Here is a 15323-nt window from a genome sequence, read left to right on the forward strand (position 1 = left end):
AATAATTGAGCTTAATTAATTCTAAATACAAATATTAAAGGGAGTTGGAATGAGCAGTTTTTTGAGAAGATTCTTTCAGTTAGGAATTTGTACGCTTTTGTGTTTTCAGTTATTCTCTGCATCGGCACAAGATGTGAGAATCTATGGCTATGTAAAACGACATAATTCAAATGAAAAAATTGCTGATGCAGCCGTTTTTGTAAAGGGAACTTCTATAAAAGTAATTACAGACAAGAAAGGCTTTTTCCAACTTCCTTCTTTACCCTTAGGGCAAACTTACATTATCTCGGTGTTTAAACTTGGGATGCAAACAAGCTCTAAGGAAGTCACTCCACAAACTTCAAAATTAAAACTTGATCTCACATTACAAGACTTTGAAGAGCTTCTGGAAGAGGTTTCTGTCAATGGTTTGGATGAGTCAAGTGAGATAGCCCGACTGAACGAAGTAGAAGGAACAGCAATTTATGCTGCAAAGAAGAGTGAAGTTATTCTTCTGAAAAATTTAACTGCAAACCTTGCAACAAATAATAGCCGTCAAGTATACAACAAGGTTCCGGGTTTGAACATTTGGGAAAGTGACGGAGCAGGAATCCAACTCGGGATTGGAGGTCGAGGCTTAAGCCCAAACAGAACATCAAATTTCAACACTCGCCAAAATGGCTATGACATAGCCGCAGATGCCTTAGGTTACCCAGAAAGTTATTATACACCGCCTTTAGAAGCCGTAGAACGAATTCAAGTAGTACGTGGAGCTGCATCTTTGCAATACGGGACTCAGTTTGGAGGAATGCTTAATTTCCGAATGAAAAAAGGAAATTCTGAAAAGCCATTTGAAATAGTATCTCGTCAGACAGTAGGTTCTTTTGGTCTTTTCAATTCATTCAATAGCGTAGGAGGTCAAACAGGAAAACTCAATTACTACACAGCTTACCAATATAAAACAGGAGATGGTTGGCGTCCAAATTCTGAATTTGATGTAAATACCCTTTATTCAGCCTTCAATTATCAATTCACAGAAAAATTTAAAGTCGGATTAGATTTCACACATATGGATTACTTGGCAAAACAACCAGGTGGTCTGACTGATATACAGTTTGAAACTGATCCGAGAGCTTCTACTACCGATAAGAATTGGTTTAAAGTAGATTGGAATATTTTAGCCCTAAATGCCGAATACAGATTTTCTCCAAGAAGTAGATTTGAGATGAGAGCGTTCGGTCTGTATGCAGGAAGAGATGCTTTAGGTATCAACCAACGTTCAGAGTTTCCTGAGACTGATCCAAGACTTTTAGTTTCAGATAAATTCAGAAATATAGGAACAGAACTTCGTTACATTCAGCATTACGATCTTTTAGGAAAGTCTTCTGTATTCTTAGTCGGAACAAGACTTTACAGAGGTTTTGACTTGAAACAACAGGGGAATGCTAGCAACGGTTTCGATGCAGATTTTTCTTTTACAGATGAAAGTAGTCTACTTTCTGACCATGATTTCTATATTCATAATTACGCTGGATTTATAGAAAACATTATCAATCTATCCGATAAATTTAGTATCACACCAGGAGTCAGGTTTGAATGGATTGGAACTGAAGGAATCGGTTATTTTCAAGAGGAAAAAACGATTGGAGTTGATGATTTAGGTTTCCCAATTACAGGAATGGTAGATGTAGAGGACAATATTAGTAAGTATCGTCCAATCTTCTTGGCAGGAATAGGTCTGAGTTATAAACCGAAAGAAGGAATGGAGGTTTATGCCAATTTCTCTCAAAATTACCGAGCGATTACTTTCTCAGATTTGAGGGTATTGAATACCAATGTTCGTATTGATCCAGACCTTCAAGATGAGAGAGGTTATAGTGCTGATTTAGGACTTAGAGGAAGAAATGATTTTCTAAATTATGACCTTTCTGCCTTTTACTTAAAGTACAATAATAAAATTGGATTGGCTGTTCCGAGTAACCCGATTCGCACAAATATTGCAGATGCGTTTACAACAGGAATCGAAGCTTTCGGAGAACTGAACGCACTTTATTTTATAGACCCTCAGTGGGAAAGCCGTCTGAATATTTTTGCCAATATTTCATTTATCCATGGGCAGTACATTTCTGAAGAAAATACTTACGATGGAAATATGGTAGAGCTTGTTCCTCCTTTCAACCTTAAAACAGGTTTTAGTTTTCAAAAAGGTGGATTTGCAGCATCATGGCAATACAGTTTTGTTGATAAGCAATACACAGATGCTTTCAACACTGAAGAGCCTTTAGCTGATGCTGTTTATGGTCCTATTCCTTCTTATCAAGTAATGGATTTATCATTGAAATATAACTACAAGTGGTTTACGGTAGAAAGTGGTGTAAACAACTTGACAAACGAGATGTATTTCACACGTAGAGCTACGGGGTATCCAGGACCGGGTATTATTCCATCTGATGGAAGAAATTACTATTTAACTTTGCAGGTTAAGTTGTAATTTTACAGCATAAATCCTCTTTTGTCTTTTTGCAAAAAGGGGATGATTAACTAACAACAAACCTAATTCACTATGAGCTACAAAGAAATTATAGATATACTTTCAGAGGCTATCCAAATGCCTTTCGGTTATCTTTTTTCTTCCAGAAAGAGAATCTATTTTTTGTATCTACTGACTTCTGCAGTATTGGCTTTTTTTGTCTATAAGAAGACCAAAGAAGAAGGCTCATTTTTCAAGTATCTTTTCAAGAAAGAAATATGGTGGAGCAAATCTGCTTGGGTAGATTACGGCTTGGTATTTTTTAATGCTCTTGTAAAAGTTGCGCTGATTGGCCCTTACCTTATTTATGGCTTGTATTTGGCACATTACACCAATGAATTTCTCTTAGAAAACCTTGGACATTATGACTTTGGAATGTCGATGTGGACAACCATTATTGCTTATACATTTGTACTGACTCTTGTAAGTGATTTTGCGAGTTTTTATGTGCATTACCTTATGCATAAAATTCCTTTTCTATGGCAGTTTCATAAAGTACATCACTCCGCAACTACACTCAATCCAATTACACAATACCGTCTTCATCCATTGGAGTTGATCTTGAATAACATCAAAGGGATTTTGGTTTTTGGATTGATCACAGGATTGTTCGATTTCTTGTCAGAAAATCAGGTACAAAAATGGACTTTTTTAGGAGCGAATGCTTTTAGTTTTCTATTTCTTTTATGGGGAGCAAACCTAAGACATTCACATGTGAAGCTGACTTATTGGAATCCTTTGGAATATATCTTTATCAGTCCTTTTCAGCATCAAATTCATCATAGTGATGCACCAAAGCATTTCAATAAAAACATGGGTTCTAAACTCGCTATTTGGGATTGGATGTTTGGAACTTTAGTAAGATCAAAAGATACAGGTGATATAGCTTTTGGACTAGGGAAGTATGATAATAAGCGGTACGATACCTTCTGGAAAAACCTTGTAGCTCCCTTCCAATGGATGTATGGAAAAACCAAAGAGTTAATGAAGTAATGAATTGAAAAAGCCTCCAATACTGCAGTATTGGAGGCTTTTATATGGATACAATTTGAGAACTATCTTACTGTTCTAAAGAAGAAAGCTGTAGTAAAGCTAAAGAACAAGCCCATAAAACAAATATCTAGGGTTTGCATACTTGCTTGTGCAAGGAACGAATTGGCTGCCCAATTCAGCATTTCTATACTTTGTTCTACTTCCTCTGCTGTCATATCAGGAGCGCTATTCAATAAAGTAGTCATGTCTTGTATACCTTGTTGAACGACACTATCATCTATAAATTTGAAATAGAATGCTCGTAACAAGCCGTAAATGACTCCTGCGATTAATGACGTAAGCAGTCCTAAAGTGAAGCCTTTTTGGAAAGTTACTACTCCATTATTCCAATTTCTATAATCGCGAACCGCAAATATAATGGCAACAGATAAGAATAGGTAAATAGCCATCATAGCCGATGGACTAGCAATACCCAACATCAATAAGGCTGTAGTATACCCAAACAGTCCCAAACCTAATACACCGCCATATTTGAGCGCTATGGGTTTGGTAGATACGTATGTTCCCTTCAACATTCTCTTTCTGATTAATTTCTTTATGCTAAAACACAAAGATAAGACTATTTCAAGTTTTTGGTAATCATAAAAATCACTCTAGTCAAGTAAGTAACTAGCATAATCACCATCATCGTTTGTGAGTAAGTCGTGAGTGTCACCTCTTCTCGCAAAGCCCAGCTCATAGCATAAACAGCCCCTGTACAACCTAAAAATGCGAGGACAAAAAAGATGACTTCTCGTTTGATTAGTTTATAATTCATATCTGATATCTTGATTATTTCTTCTTCCCTTTTTTTGCAGTTTGTTTTTGTTGATTTCCTTCGTTTTGTTCAGCTTCTTGTCTTTTACGTCTTCTATAGACCATGAATAGGAAAAAAACACCAGAAAAGGCAAAGAAAAAGTAACTCAGTTCCAAACCATAGATGAAGGTTTGATGAATTCCGATAATGAAAAAGACTACTGCAAAGGCAAATAGTAGACTATCTAGTATTTTCATGATTGTTAGCTTATCTTTTTTATAACAGAAATAGAACCCTAAGACTGTGTGAGTGTTTATTTTCGAGTCGTAAAATGCAAGATTTTTTTGACTGACCATAAATATTAGTTTAAATAATTGAGACTTTTCGAGACTTATGCCTAATTTGGGAACTGTTTTAACGGAAGACATTAATCAATTAAATTGAATTTAGTGTTGCTCAAAATTATTCAACGATGGTTTATCAGGTATTCCGAGCAAGACCGCAAATTGGATAAGGCTGTAACTGGAATTACAGGTAGAAGGCCTTACAATATCCGATTATACCGTTTGGCTATGAAACATAGCTCGGTAGCTGCGGAGACAGTCAAAGGATTCAAAGAATCCAATGAACGCTTAGAATATTTGGGCGATGCTGTACTAGGAGCCATAGTCGCGGAGTATTTGTTCAAACGTTACCCTTTTAAAGATGAAGGATTTTTGACCGAGATAAGGTCACGTATCGTGAACAGAGAATCGCTGAACAAATTGGCAGTAAAAATTGGTTTGAGTCAATTGGTGGAGTTCGAAGGACGCAAACGTTCGAATCTATCTCACAAGTCGATCTACGGAGATGCCATGGAAGCCTTCATTGGGGCGGTATATCTAGATAAGGGCTTTCATTTCACTCGCCGATTCATTATTAGAAAGTTGCTCATGCAACACTATGATATTGAGGCGGTGATTGAGACTACTACAAACTTTAAGAGTTTGGTGATTGAGTGGGCACAAAAGCTGAATCACAAAGTAGAGTTCAATATCTCAGAAACACGTGGATCAAAACACAACAAGCAATTTAAAGTGGATTTGAGTGTAGATGGTGAAGTGGTAGCAACAGGAAATGGTTTCAGCAAGAAAAAAGCGGAACAAGATGCTGCCCGAAAAGCTTGTGAAGCATTAGACATTCCATAGTGAGTACAGTATCCAAAAAAATCCCCTGAAGATGGAGTCTTCAGGGGATTTTTTCATTTAGAACCAAATTATTGTTGAGTAGCAACCGCCATAGGGTTTGGGTATTTCCATTTAATCCCAAGTCGGTTTACAACCTTATCTGAGTTTACAATTTTGTAAGGAGGATTGTCTGTTGCATCAGGAACTTCTGGTAAAGGTAGTCCAGCAGCTTTTGCGCCTTCAGTGTAGTAGTCTTTTCGTATCGGGTGTTCGGGAGCACAAACATTAAAAATCTCATTCCAAACATCTTGTTTGATGATCTCTTCCATTACTTGAATACAATCATCTCTATGCACGGCATTCATTGGTGCATTCCAAATCTTGTGAAATCTTCCTTTTTTAAGACTGTATTTAGGTACTCTATCTCCTCCAATTAGTCCAGAGAATCGTAATACAGTAGTATCTAGTTTATCGGTTTGTAAATATAATTGCTCTATCGTTCTCAAAGCTTCTCCGTTAGGACTAGGCGAAAAGTCTGTACAACTTTCATCCACTTCTTTCTGATTATCTGGGTAAACCGATGTGGAACTCACTAGTATAACTTTATTCACTGATGAGGAAGAGATGATCTCATGAAGCTTTTCTAGTCGTTTTTTATAAACATTTGCTCCATCAATATCTCTTTTAGGAGGAAGAAGTATCAGACAAACATCTACATCTAAAAATGATTGCCAGTCTGTTAATTCGGAAGTATCAATATCTAATAAGAAAGAATTAATCCCTTTTTGAGAAAGCAAAGTAAGTTTTTCTTCTGTGGTCGTTGACCCTTTTACTTCGTATTCTTTTTGACTCATATATTCTCCGAAGGTAGTCCCTAACCAACCACAGCCAATAATTGCAATGTTTTTTGATGTCATAATCCTAGTTTGTGATGGATGATAATCTCTATGTATTTGGTAATCTCATAAATATAGATTGTATTTTTCTGATATACATTTCCTTTTTTTATTTTTGATTCGATCAAACGTTTGAACATGCAACATTTAGATATATCGATAGTCGTACCTCTACTGAATGAGGAAGAATCTTTACCTGAATTGGTCTCTTGGATTTCCAAAGTAATGACGGAGAAAGGGTATTTGTATGAAGTGATTTTAGTTGATGATGGAAGTACAGACCGTTCTTGGGAAGTTATTAAAGAAATACAGAAAGAAAACCTTTACGTAAAGGGTATTTCATTCTTGAGAAATTACGGGAAATCAGCAGCACTTCATTCAGGATTTCAAGTGGTTCAGGGCGATGTCGTGATCACAATGGATGCGGATTTACAAGATAGCCCAGACGAAATTCCAGACCTCTACCGAATGATTATGGAAGAGAATTATGATTTGGTTTCGGGATGGAAGAAGAAACGTTATGATCCGATTACGAAAACAGTTCCAACAAAAATATTTAATGCAGCTACTCGTAAGATGTCGGGTATTGAGTTACATGACTTTAACTGCGGACTGAAGGCTTATAAGAGAGATGTGGTAAAGAATATTGAAGTGTATGGCGAAATGCATCGATATATTCCTGTGATCGCAAAGTGGGTAGGTTTCAAAAATATTGGAGAAAAGGTCGTACAGCATAGAGCCAGACAGTATGGAGTGACCAAGTTTGGTTTGAGCCGTTTTATGAATGGTTTCTTAGATTTGCTATCGATCTCTTTTGTCTCAAGATTTAAGAAAAAACCGATGCACTTCTTCGGAACATTTGGAGTGTTGAGTTTTATCGTTGGTTTTGGCTTTATGGCTTACCTTATTTTAGATAAAATGTATCGCTCGTATATGATGTTGCCAATTCAAAGAGAGGTGGTAGAACAGCCGCTATTTTTCTTAGCAATTACAGCTATAATTATTGGTACACAATTATTTTTGGCAGGCTTCCTAGCTGAACTAATAGCCTTAAATACACCAAATAGGAATGATTATAAAGTAAAGGATCGTATTTGATCTTGCTAAACTACATTGATAAATAACAGTGAGTACACGAACTATTGAATAGTCTTCAACTCACTTTCTTAAAAGGCAATATGATTGATTTCATATTGCCTTTTACTTTTATTTTAAAAAATATATTAAAAAAGTGATATAAAAAGGTAGGGTAAAATTCATTTCGATTGTATCCTGTATGGATAGTCATCAAAAACTATGAACACCATGAGTAGTTTCTGAGAGACTTTACACAATTATTTACTTAATGATAAAACTAGGAGTCTGAAAATCACCATTCATTAGGACTTCTTTTTGGGGTGAAATACAGGTTACTAATTTTTTAACTAACAGACCTATTATATATGCTTTATAAAGTGAAACTGAAGAATGCAGACAAACATGTTATTCTTTCAGATGAGGCTTATGAGTTCATTGAAAAAAATGAATATTATAAGGAAATCAAACTATTAGAAAATTTGAGGCAGCACTCAAATGGCTATGCGTTCTTTCAGAGAAATTACCCAATTAAAAAAGGGTATAAAAATGTAACCATCTATTTGCATAAGCTTGTAGCTGAAAAGTATGTTGAGAAACCTGATGTAGAGAAGCGTTTATTTGTCAGATTTATCAATGGAAATCCGTTGGACTGTCGTGTGAAGAATTTGGAATGGACTACAATGTCTGAGCTGAGAAGACACCAGAAAAAACACAATAACAAGACAGGATACAGAGGAGTTGTACAGGTAAGTAAAAATAGCTTTCGAGCTGTTATCTACACGACAAATGATCGATTTGATTTGGGCTTGTTTCCAACTGCTGAGGAAGCCGCAGATGCTTATAATAAAAAATCTGAAGAGCTTTTCGGGAAAACGAAGAGTATGAATAAAATTGCTGAAGATACTTTACTAACAGAGTAAAGGTCTAGTAAAAGAAAAATCCCCTTACTTGTATTTAATGAAATCAAGCAAGGGGATTTATTTATTTCAAACGACCAATCGGGTCGAATTTGTCGAATACATGTTCTGTATGCGGAGCATCTGCAAGTTCTTCTGTCAGATCTTGACCAGCCCAATGCTCATAATGCTTTCCGTTTCGCCACAACCTAGATTTACTAACATCATAGATTAGCCCTTTGTAGGCACACCAGATTTCTTCTCGGTCATCGCCATTACGAAGTGCAAGCTGAGCTTTAGAATAAAGAGGTAATTCCATTTATTTTAAAGGCACATTTACATGTCTCTCTGCATGATAAGAAGATCTTACCAATGGTCCAGATTCAACATATGTAATTCCTCTTTTCAGTCCTTCTTCTTTATAGAACTCAAATCTGTCAGGGTGAATGAATTCAGCAACTTCAATGTGCATTTTAGTTGGTTGAAGATATTGCCCCAAAGTAAGGATGTGTACTCCTGCTTCAGCCAAATCATCCATAATTCTGAAAACTTGATCCTCAGTTTCACCAAGTCCAAGCATCACACCTGTTTTTGTTCTCTTTCCTGCTTCGCTAATACGACGCAGTTCTTCTAAACTTCTCTCGTATTTACCTTGAGGTTTTACTTTACGGCAAAGCTCTTTTACCGTTTCCATATTGTGAGAAACAACTTCTTGTCCGCCTTCAATCATACGATAAAGTGCATCCCAGTTATTTCTTACATCAGGAATTAGCGTTTCAATAGTTGTAGAAGGGCTAATTTGCTTTGTTTGAACAACGGTTTGATACCAGATTTCGGCACCTCTGTCTTTTAGCTCATCACGGTTTACAGAAGTGATTACAGCATGTTTTACCTTCATTTTCTGAATAGCATCCGCTACTCTTCTTGGTTCGTCTTCATCGTATTCAGTCGGACGTCCTGTTGCTACAGCACAGAAAGAACAACCTCTAGTACAGATATTACCCAAGATCATGAATGTAGCAGTACCAGCTCCCCAACACTCACCCATATTGGGGCAGTTACCACTTTCACAAATTGTGTGAAGTTTGTGTTGGTCTACCAACTTACGAACGTCGGCATACTCTTTTCCTACTGGTAATTTTACTCTAAGCCAATCAGGTTTTCTCGTTCTCTTTACTTTATTTTCTTCCGAACCAATTACAGGTAACTCAATCATAGTTCATCTATTTAAATTAGGTGTAGAGCTGTAGAACTGTCATGCTGTATAGCAAGGTTAAACAATTCTTTTCTGAGCAACACCTATAGCTCTCATCTTAAATGTTGATTATCTAGTGCTTGAACACTTGAAAGTCTTGTTGAGACATTGAAAAATTCAAATCTCATACAATTAAACAAAAGTACGGACAGAAGGTTTTGTAATCAAATTTTAAAACTGAAAGAGATGCGTAAAAAAGAGACAAAATCAGGTTTTATGCCGATGATGTCTCTGAATAGATTAGATAGATAAGTTTTTTTCAGACTATTTTCGTGCTCCGAAGAAGAAAATTAGAAAAATGGATGTAAAAAATTGATAGTTATCGGGTACAGCCATTATTTCTATTTGTTCAGGATAATATTCGATCATCGTTCCAGCTTCAAAGCCAGAAGTACTTCGGTTTGATGATCCGAGTTCAAAAACAACAGATGCTTTAGCCGAAACTCCAGCTGTAATACTAGATTGACCAAGACTCTTGAAAATAGAGCCAACGCCTCGTATTTCATTGGAATTTGTATGAACCTCTGGGTCGTATTGAACTTCTTCTTCTCCACTTCCGCTAGCTACCCGAATAAGGTATGGAGCAACAATTCCGATGGAAGGACCTCCTGCAACAATTGCATTAACTTGGACGCCTTGTTCTTTTGCTTTACGGAATAGGATCCATTCTCTACCGAAATGTGGTCTTATAGAGAATAAATAATTGGTTTTTCTAAGAATAAAAGAGTTACCTGTAAAGGCACTGGTTTGCTGTTCTTCTTTCGGATGTTTTACATTTACCATCTCCAATGAAATATGATGGTAAGAATTTTCTCCCGTAGGGGTTCTATTGAAGAGTGTTTTTCGAGACCAACGGATATTGACACCTCCTATAAGTCCTGCATTGGTATTCATATTCAGACCAATTGCCCATTCTTTTTCATAGTTTTCGTCTTCAGCCTCCGGTTGAGGTTTAAGTTGAGCTGAGGATTGAAAATGAATAAAAAAGAGTCCGCAGAAAATTAGATATAGCAATATGGGTTTCATTATATTTGGGGCTAAATTGGGTTCTAGTTTTTTATAGAATTTGAATTGTTTATAACTTAGTGACTAAGATGGAGTTGGTCAATATTTTAGGCTGATTGTATTTTCTTTATACTAGATAATTAAGTAATAGTACTATCATTGCCGAAGAAAACGATATGTTATAGGTGTAATGTATCTGTAAAATTTAAGCCAATTCGATAAGGTAAATTCTTGACTAGTTCACTTCAATTAAATCCGGTATCTGTACCTTTTGCAATGCGAGTTTGCTTAAATACAGAAACTAATAAAATGTTTAGTTCTGAAAGTATAATTCCTATCTTTACATTATGATTATTGCATATACTGATGGCGCATCTTCGGGAAACCCTGGTCCTGGAGGATATGGTGTCGTCTTAATTTCTCCAAAACATAATCTGAGGAAAGAAATTTCTGAGGGTTTTAGATTAACAACAAACAACAGAATGGAGCTTTTGGCAGTGATCAAGGCACTAGAGGCACTAAAAGTAGGAAAACAAGAAATTACTATTCATTCAGATTCCTCTTATGTGGTCAATGCAGTGACAAAAGGTTGGTTGTGGGGATGGATCAAGAAAGATTTTAAGGGGAAAAAAAACAAAGATTTATGGATTAGGTATGCCAATGTAGCCCAGTATCATACGGTACATCTGAAATGGGTAAAAGGTCATGCTGGAATTCCAGAAAATGAACGCTGTGACCAATTGGCCACAGAAGCGGCTAAACAATCAAACTTGAAAATAGACGAAGGCTACGAACAGTCTTAATCAGTGATTTTAAATATGAATACATCGATTATTGTTGCCAAAGCACTAAATGACGTGATCGGGAATGGAAACAAACTTCCATGGTATTTGCCTGCCGATCTGAAACACTTCAAACAACAAACTGAAGGGCATCATGTAATTATGGGAAGAAAAACCTTCGAGTCTATCGTAGACCGAAACGGTAAACCACTTCCTAACCGTACTAATATTATTGTAACAAGTGACCGAGAGTACTATGCAGACGGTTGTGTGTGTGTACATAGTATCGAAGATGCTATTGCTTATGCAAAAGACGCAGGCGAAGATGAAGCATTTATTATTGGAGGAGCACAAGTTTACGAGCAGTCGATAGACTTAGTAGACGTTTTATATATCACAGAAGTTAAAGACTCATTTGAAGGAGATGTTTATTTCCCTTCTGTTATGATGGAAAATTGGGAAGAAATCAGCCGTTTCGATTTTTCAAAAGATGAGAAGAATAAAGTAAACTATGCTTTCGTGAAATACGAACGAAAGTAATTGATATAAATGCTCCTGTTCTACTTTTCTGAATAAGAATGGGAGTAAACTGTTTTCTAGAAGTATTTTTTATGCTCATGTCTTTTACACGCCATTTACTTTATACCTTTTTTCTATTATCCGCAAATCTAGTTTTTGCTCAAAATGGAGGACAACATTCTTTCGAGTTTGTACAAATGCCATTTGATGCAAAAGTTGCGAGTTTAGGAGGTGTAAATGTATCTGCTTACAATGAGGATGTGAGTATGTTTTTATATAACCCATCTTTGCTCACATCACAAGAGCACCAACAATTAGCATTTTCTTATATAGATTATTTTACGTCAACAGGTAGCCAAGTTGTATACAGCTATAGCTTACCGAATGACTTTCAATTAGGATTTGGAGCTTTATACCTCGATCAAGGTACAATACCTGGTTATGACGAAGTGGGGAATCCAACAGGAAGTTTTAATGCTTCTGATGCCCTCATAACATTGGGTTTATCTCATAAGTTATCTTTTTTCTCAATGGGAGTAAACCTAAAATATGCTCAAACAGCTATAGAGCAGTATCGTTCGTCAGCCTTGATGTTTGATATTGGAGGTACATTTACTCACCCAACGAAAGACCTCACATTGGGTCTTGTTTTCAGTAATTTTGGTTTTGCATTCTCAAATTTTGTATCAGAAGAGTTAAGTACTCCTTTTGATATTACGGCAGGGATGACTTTCAAGCCCGAAAAAATGCCTGTAAGATTTTCAGTTACTTATAAGCAATTCAACAACTTTGATATTGCCTACGATGACCCTAAAGATGACAACCAAGATAATGGTTTAGGGGAGCAAACAGACAATACTGTCGGGTTTGCTGACAAATTGGCAAGGCATTTTATAGTTGGAGGAGAATTTGTGTTGGGAAAAGTGCTGAACCTTCGTATGGGGTACAATATCCAGAGAAGACAAGAGATTAGCCATGAAGACCGAAGAGGACTTTCAGGCTTTAGCTTTGGAGGTGATTTAAAATTCTCTAATTGGAGAATAACTTATGCCAATGCCGTTTACCATCAGGCTGGCGCAACCAATACACTAACTTTGAGCGTAAATACCGCAAGTTTTTCTAAGAAGAAAAGAAAAAAGGTAGTTGTAGAATAACATCCCTTCTATTTAGTAATTCTCAGCTAAGATTGTATCCTAAAATGATTAAATGCTTGATCGTTAACAATCTTGCCATTTAAGGTTGTGTTCTGCACAAAGAAAAATATATTGTGTTGAAATTCTCTAAATATTTGATACATGCTGGAACAAGAAAAATACTTAACCCCAAGACAGATTGTAGAAGAGCTAGATAAATATATTATTGGGCAAAACGATGCGAAAAAGAATGTCGCAATCGCACTTCGAAACCGTTGGAGACGTATGAACGTGAGCCATGAAATTCAGAAGGAGATCATGCCTAACAATATTTTGATGATCGGTACAACTGGGGTTGGTAAAACAGAAATTGCCAGAAGACTTGCCAATATCGCGAAAGCTCCATTCGTTAAAGTTGAAGCTTCCAAGTTTACCGAGGTAGGTTATGTAGGTAGAGATGTTGAAAGCATGGTCAGAGATTTGGCTGAGCAAGCTGTCAGCATGGTCAAAGAGCAAAAGCAGAAAGAGGTTAAGGAGAAAGTTGCTCAGACAGTTGAAGACATTATCCTTGATGCGCTTATTCCTCCGCTGAAAACAACAGGAGTAGTAGTCAAAGAAGGAGAGTATGAGTCTCCAGATCATGAGCTAAACGAAAAAACTCGTGAGCGTTTCCGTGAAAAATTGAAAAACGGAGAGCTAGAAGATCGAAAAATAGATATCACAGTAGAAAATCCTGCACCAAACGTAGGGATTTCTGGTGGAGCCATTGATGAAGTTTCTATGATGAATATTCAAGAAATGATCAGTGGTATGATGCCTAAGAAAAGCAAAAAGAGAAAGGTTTCTATTGCTGAAGCTCGTAAACTTCTGATTGAGGAAGAAAGTACAAAACTCATCGATATGGATGAGGTGAAAGAAGAGGCTATCTTCAAAACAGAAAATACAGGTATTATCTTTATTGATGAGATTGACAAGGTAGCTGTAGGATCAGCTTCTAAAGGAGGACCTGATGTTAGCCGTGAAGGAGTACAAAGAGACTTATTACCAATTGTAGAAGGAAGTGCTGTAAATACAAAATACGGTATTATTCACACAGAGCATATCTTATTTATTGCTGCTGGAGCCTTCCATATGGCGAAACCATCAGATTTGATTCCTGAACTTCAAGGACGTTTCCCTATCAGAGTAGAATTGGATAGCTTGTCTAAAGAAGATTTCTTCAGAATATTGAAAGCACCTAAAAATGCTCTTTCAAAACAATATGTAGCACTTTTAGCTTCGGAAGACGTAGAGTTGACATTCAATGAAGATGCGTTGGAAGAAATTGCAGAAGTAGCTTATCATATTAACTCTGAAGTAGAAAATATTGGAGCACGTCGTTTGCATACTGTAATGAGTCATTTATTGAATGAGTTATTATTTGAAGTTCCAGATAAAATTGGACCTAATGCAAAAATCGTGGTTACTAAAGATATGGTAAATGAGCGATTATCAGGGCTTGTGCAGAACAGAGATTTGAGCCAATACATTCTCTAATTTGGGAATTAGTCATAAAACTAAAAAGACCTTCCAGTTAAAATTGGAAGGTCTTTTTATTTCTAGTACAAGAAATATATTTTTTAGAATAAACGTTGAAGGAAACTTTTCTTTTTCTCCATCTCTTTTTTAGGACGTTCTTCGTCTCCAACATAGCTATTGTTAATGTCGAATCCAGAAATGATAGGAACAAAAGTCTTATCAAATAGGAAGTAGAGTTCGAATTCAATTCCCGATTTAAAGGCATAGAGGTGACTTTTACAGAAGTAAACTTTATCGTCTTCAGAAATTAACTTTTTAAGTTTGATTTCAAAAGCCTGTCTATTTAATACCTCGTGAGAAGGGACGTAACCATATATATCAGCATCAGCAAGATTTGCCCATTTTGTGACATAACTTGCAATAACGATATTATCTAGCTCCATGAGCATTGCATCTCTCATTTCTTGATGACCAAGCATATTGGCAGGGACAAGCTTCTCACAGATTTTTTTCTCATTCACTTGATTAACGAGAAGGTATGTCGCACCCGAAAATTTACCTTTTATGTCAGTCCCTAAAACATAAAATGATTCTTGATTATAATGTGCTAGGGCATCCTCTAATTTATCAAAAGCGATTTCGGAATAAGATTTTACAAAGACCTCATCTCCTAACATTTTTGAAAGAGAATGGGCGATATGGTTCAAGGCGATGATTTGGATATTGCCTATTAAAAGTTTTTGGTTCTCTGTGAAAAATGTATTCATAATCTAATGAG

17 protein-coding genes are annotated in these 15323 nt (G+C 36.3%); 9 read left to right on the forward strand and 8 right to left on the reverse strand.

From position 1 onward, the window contains the following. Positions 1-49: 49 nt before the first annotated feature. Together BC781_RS20405 and BC781_RS20410 are read left to right on the forward strand one after the other, a co-directional pair. Entirely contained in the window at positions 50-2470 is a 2421-nt protein-coding gene (locus BC781_RS20405) for a TonB-dependent receptor domain-containing protein (protein ID WP_109621366.1), read from the forward strand. Positions 2471-2542: 72 nt separating this feature from the next. Then, positions 2543-3502, forward strand: coding sequence for a sterol desaturase family protein (locus BC781_RS20410; protein WP_109621368.1), 960 nt, complete (start codon positions 2543-2545; stop codon positions 3500-3502). A 62-nt stretch (positions 3503-3564) separates the two neighbouring features. On the opposite strand, the gene BC781_RS20415 is transcribed toward BC781_RS20410, so the two are convergent. From BC781_RS20415 to BC781_RS20425, 3 genes are read right to left on the reverse strand one after another with little or no spacing between them, the layout of a single operon-like run. Further along, positions 3565-4077, reverse strand: a complete 513-nt coding sequence (locus BC781_RS20415) for a DUF4199 domain-containing protein (protein WP_109621370.1) — start codon at positions 4075-4077, stop codon at positions 3565-3567. Positions 4078-4121: 44 nt separating this feature from the next. Further along, positions 4122-4319 carry a hypothetical protein gene (locus BC781_RS20420; protein ID WP_109621372.1) on the reverse strand — a complete coding sequence of 66 codons (198 nt, stop codon included), beginning with the start codon at positions 4317-4319 and terminating at the stop codon, positions 4122-4124. A gap of 14 nt (positions 4320-4333) precedes the next feature. Then, positions 4334-4555: a hypothetical protein gene (locus BC781_RS20425; RefSeq protein ID WP_146201748.1), complete on the reverse strand. Its 222-nt coding sequence runs from the start codon at positions 4553-4555 to the stop codon at positions 4334-4336. A 192-nt stretch (positions 4556-4747) separates the two neighbouring features. Here BC781_RS20425 and rnc point away from each other — a divergent pair, with 192 nt between their 5' ends. Further along, entirely contained in the window at positions 4748-5485 is a 738-nt protein-coding gene (gene rnc / locus BC781_RS20430) for a ribonuclease III (protein WP_394342344.1), read from the forward strand. Positions 5486-5553: 68 nt separating this feature from the next. Here the strand turns inward: rnc and BC781_RS20435 are convergent, their stop codons facing one another. After that, complete coding sequence (locus BC781_RS20435; RefSeq protein WP_109621375.1) at positions 5554-6381, reverse strand: Rossmann-fold NAD(P)-binding domain-containing protein; 828 nt, start codon at positions 6379-6381, stop codon at positions 5554-5556. Between the two features lie 117 nt (positions 6382-6498). Here BC781_RS20435 and BC781_RS20440 point away from each other — a divergent pair, with 117 nt between their 5' ends. Together BC781_RS20440 and BC781_RS20445 are read left to right on the forward strand one after the other, a co-directional pair. Next, positions 6499-7458, forward strand: coding sequence for a glycosyltransferase family 2 protein (locus BC781_RS20440; protein ID WP_109621377.1), 960 nt, complete (start codon positions 6499-6501; stop codon positions 7456-7458). Positions 7459-7802: 344 nt separating this feature from the next. Further along, positions 7803-8357 carry an HNH endonuclease gene (locus tag BC781_RS20445; RefSeq protein WP_109621379.1) on the forward strand — a complete coding sequence of 185 codons (555 nt, stop codon included), beginning with the start codon at positions 7803-7805 and terminating at the stop codon, positions 8355-8357. Positions 8358-8418: 61 nt separating this feature from the next. Here BC781_RS20445 and BC781_RS20450 read toward each other — a convergent pair whose 3' ends face one another. The 3 genes from BC781_RS20450 to BC781_RS20460 all read right to left on the reverse strand — a co-directional run bounded on the left by BC781_RS20450 (position 8419) and on the right by BC781_RS20460 (position 10614). Continuing rightward, positions 8419-8652, reverse strand: coding sequence for a cytochrome b5 domain-containing protein (locus BC781_RS20450; RefSeq protein ID WP_109621381.1), 234 nt, complete (start codon positions 8650-8652; stop codon positions 8419-8421). Continuing rightward, positions 8653-9549, reverse strand: coding sequence for a lipoyl synthase (gene lipA / locus BC781_RS20455; RefSeq protein ID WP_109621382.1), 897 nt, complete (start codon positions 9547-9549; stop codon positions 8653-8655). Between the two features lie 303 nt (positions 9550-9852). Then, positions 9853-10614: a hypothetical protein gene (locus BC781_RS20460; RefSeq protein WP_109621383.1), complete on the reverse strand. Its 762-nt coding sequence runs from the start codon at positions 10612-10614 to the stop codon at positions 9853-9855. A 326-nt stretch (positions 10615-10940) separates the two neighbouring features. Between BC781_RS20460 and rnhA the strand changes: the two genes are divergently transcribed. From rnhA to hslU, 4 genes are all read left to right on the forward strand, one after another. Next, on the forward strand, positions 10941-11396 hold the full coding sequence (gene rnhA / locus BC781_RS20465) for a ribonuclease HI (protein ID WP_109621385.1): 456 nt from the start codon (positions 10941-10943) through the stop codon (positions 11394-11396). A 15-nt stretch (positions 11397-11411) separates the two neighbouring features. Further along, complete coding sequence (locus BC781_RS20470; RefSeq protein WP_109621387.1) at positions 11412-11915, forward strand: dihydrofolate reductase; 504 nt, start codon at positions 11412-11414, stop codon at positions 11913-11915. Between the two features lie 71 nt (positions 11916-11986). Further along, the gene (porQ, locus tag BC781_RS20475) at positions 11987-13048 is read left to right on the forward strand and encodes a type IX secretion system protein PorQ (protein WP_158281539.1); all 1062 of its coding nucleotides are present in this window, start codon (positions 11987-11989) and stop codon (positions 13046-13048) included. Between the two features lie 141 nt (positions 13049-13189). Next, positions 13190-14563, forward strand: coding sequence for an ATP-dependent protease ATPase subunit HslU (gene hslU, locus BC781_RS20480; RefSeq protein WP_109621391.1), 1374 nt, complete (start codon positions 13190-13192; stop codon positions 14561-14563). An 83-nt stretch (positions 14564-14646) separates the two neighbouring features. Here the strand turns inward: hslU and BC781_RS20485 are convergent, their stop codons facing one another. After that, positions 14647-15312, reverse strand: coding sequence for a chemotaxis protein CheC (locus BC781_RS20485; RefSeq protein ID WP_109621392.1), 666 nt, complete (start codon positions 15310-15312; stop codon positions 14647-14649). Positions 15313-15323 lie beyond the last annotated feature (11 nt).

The organism is Sediminitomix flava, assembly GCF_003149185.1.
GTDB classification, from domain to species: Bacteria; Bacteroidota; Bacteroidia; order Cytophagales; family Flammeovirgaceae; genus Sediminitomix; species Sediminitomix flava.

What these genes read in the sequence shown, in the direction of transcription:
- BC781_RS20405 (WP_109621366.1), top strand. Translation starts at nt 50, where the DNA reads ATGAGCAGTTTTTTGAGAAGATTCTTTCAGTTAGGAATTTGTACGCTT.
- BC781_RS20410 (WP_109621368.1), top strand. Translation starts at nt 2,543, where the DNA reads ATGAGCTACAAAGAAATTATAGATATACTTTCAGAGGCTATCCAAATG.
- BC781_RS20415 (WP_109621370.1), bottom strand. Translation starts at nt 4,077, where the DNA reads ATGTTGAAGGGAACATACGTATCTACCAAACCCATAGCGCTCAAATAT.
- BC781_RS20420 (WP_109621372.1), bottom strand. Translation starts at nt 4,319, where the DNA reads ATGAATTATAAACTAATCAAACGAGAAGTCATCTTTTTTGTCCTCGCA.
- BC781_RS20425 (WP_146201748.1), bottom strand. Translation starts at nt 4,555, where the DNA reads ATGAAAATACTAGATAGTCTACTATTTGCCTTTGCAGTAGTCTTTTTC.
- BC781_RS20435 (WP_109621375.1), bottom strand. Translation starts at nt 6,381, where the DNA reads ATGACATCAAAAAACATTGCAATTATTGGCTGTGGTTGGTTAGGGACT.
- BC781_RS20440 (WP_109621377.1), top strand. Translation starts at nt 6,499, where the DNA reads ATGCAACATTTAGATATATCGATAGTCGTACCTCTACTGAATGAGGAA.
- BC781_RS20445 (WP_109621379.1), top strand. Translation starts at nt 7,803, where the DNA reads ATGCTTTATAAAGTGAAACTGAAGAATGCAGACAAACATGTTATTCTT.
- BC781_RS20450 (WP_109621381.1), bottom strand. Translation starts at nt 8,652, where the DNA reads ATGGAATTACCTCTTTATTCTAAAGCTCAGCTTGCACTTCGTAATGGC.
- lipA (WP_109621382.1), bottom strand. Translation starts at nt 9,549, where the DNA reads ATGATTGAGTTACCTGTAATTGGTTCGGAAGAAAATAAAGTAAAGAGA.
- BC781_RS20460 (WP_109621383.1), bottom strand. Translation starts at nt 10,614, where the DNA reads ATGAAACCCATATTGCTATATCTAATTTTCTGCGGACTCTTTTTTATT.
- rnhA (WP_109621385.1), top strand. Translation starts at nt 10,941, where the DNA reads ATGATTATTGCATATACTGATGGCGCATCTTCGGGAAACCCTGGTCCT.
- BC781_RS20470 (WP_109621387.1), top strand. Translation starts at nt 11,412, where the DNA reads ATGAATACATCGATTATTGTTGCCAAAGCACTAAATGACGTGATCGGG.
- porQ (WP_158281539.1), top strand. Translation starts at nt 11,987, where the DNA reads ATGCTCATGTCTTTTACACGCCATTTACTTTATACCTTTTTTCTATTA.
- hslU (WP_109621391.1), top strand. Translation starts at nt 13,190, where the DNA reads ATGCTGGAACAAGAAAAATACTTAACCCCAAGACAGATTGTAGAAGAG.
- BC781_RS20485 (WP_109621392.1), bottom strand. Translation starts at nt 15,312, where the DNA reads ATGAATACATTTTTCACAGAGAACCAAAAACTTTTAATAGGCAATATC.